Annotated in this window: 1 protein-coding gene; it reads left to right on the top strand. The window is 33.6% G+C overall.

Annotated elements, in window-relative coordinates:
- Positions 1 to 649, top strand: a 649-nt coding sequence (locus tag HMPREF9456_RS16920) for a DNA methyltransferase (RefSeq protein ID WP_006844793.1), incomplete at both ends; no start/stop codon positions are given.

Below are 649 nucleotides of genomic sequence, written 5' to 3'. Positions count from 1 at the left end.
ACTTTCAAAGAAGAAATCATTTGGGATAAATCATACCTTACAAGCCCGTTAATGGCACTAAGCAGGGTGCACGAAACGGTATCTATCCACACCAAAGGAAATGGAACAATCAATAAAGTAAAAGTTCCTTATTTGGAAATGAAAGGACATGATATACCTTCTATTTGTCAAGATATTAAACGTCTTCGTTCTGTATTAAATAATACAAAGTCTTTTGATGCAGTATTAGCCTATTTAGAAAATAACTTAAAAAGAGATGATTTTAAAGCCGAAAAGGTTATGGATAATAAATCTAATCTAAGGACGGGTAAATGTAATGAGGGTGATAGATGCGTAACTGTCATTAATTCCATATCTGTAGGTATGAATGAAAAATCTATTATTTCGGGGTCATTGAGAAAGCACAAAAATAATACTTCTGTTCAGCCTTCTACCCTATATAATGAAGATAGAAGCGTAGCTGTTTGTAAAAATATAGATGATGGTTTGAATGAAAAGAGTATTATTAGACAAATAGGAGAACGTTACAAAGCCATTCATCCAACACAAAAACCGCCTCGTCTGATCGAAAGATTATTAGCATTAGTTTGCAAGATTGAACCAAACAAACCCAAACCTTTAGTATTAGACACATTCAGGGGTTCGGCTT

Origin of the sequence: Dysgonomonas mossii DSM 22836 (genome assembly GCF_000213575.1) — a bacterium.
GTDB classification, from domain to species: Bacteria; Bacteroidota; Bacteroidia; order Bacteroidales; family Dysgonomonadaceae; genus Dysgonomonas; species Dysgonomonas mossii.
This window is presented reverse-complemented; position numbering and strand designations above follow the sequence as displayed.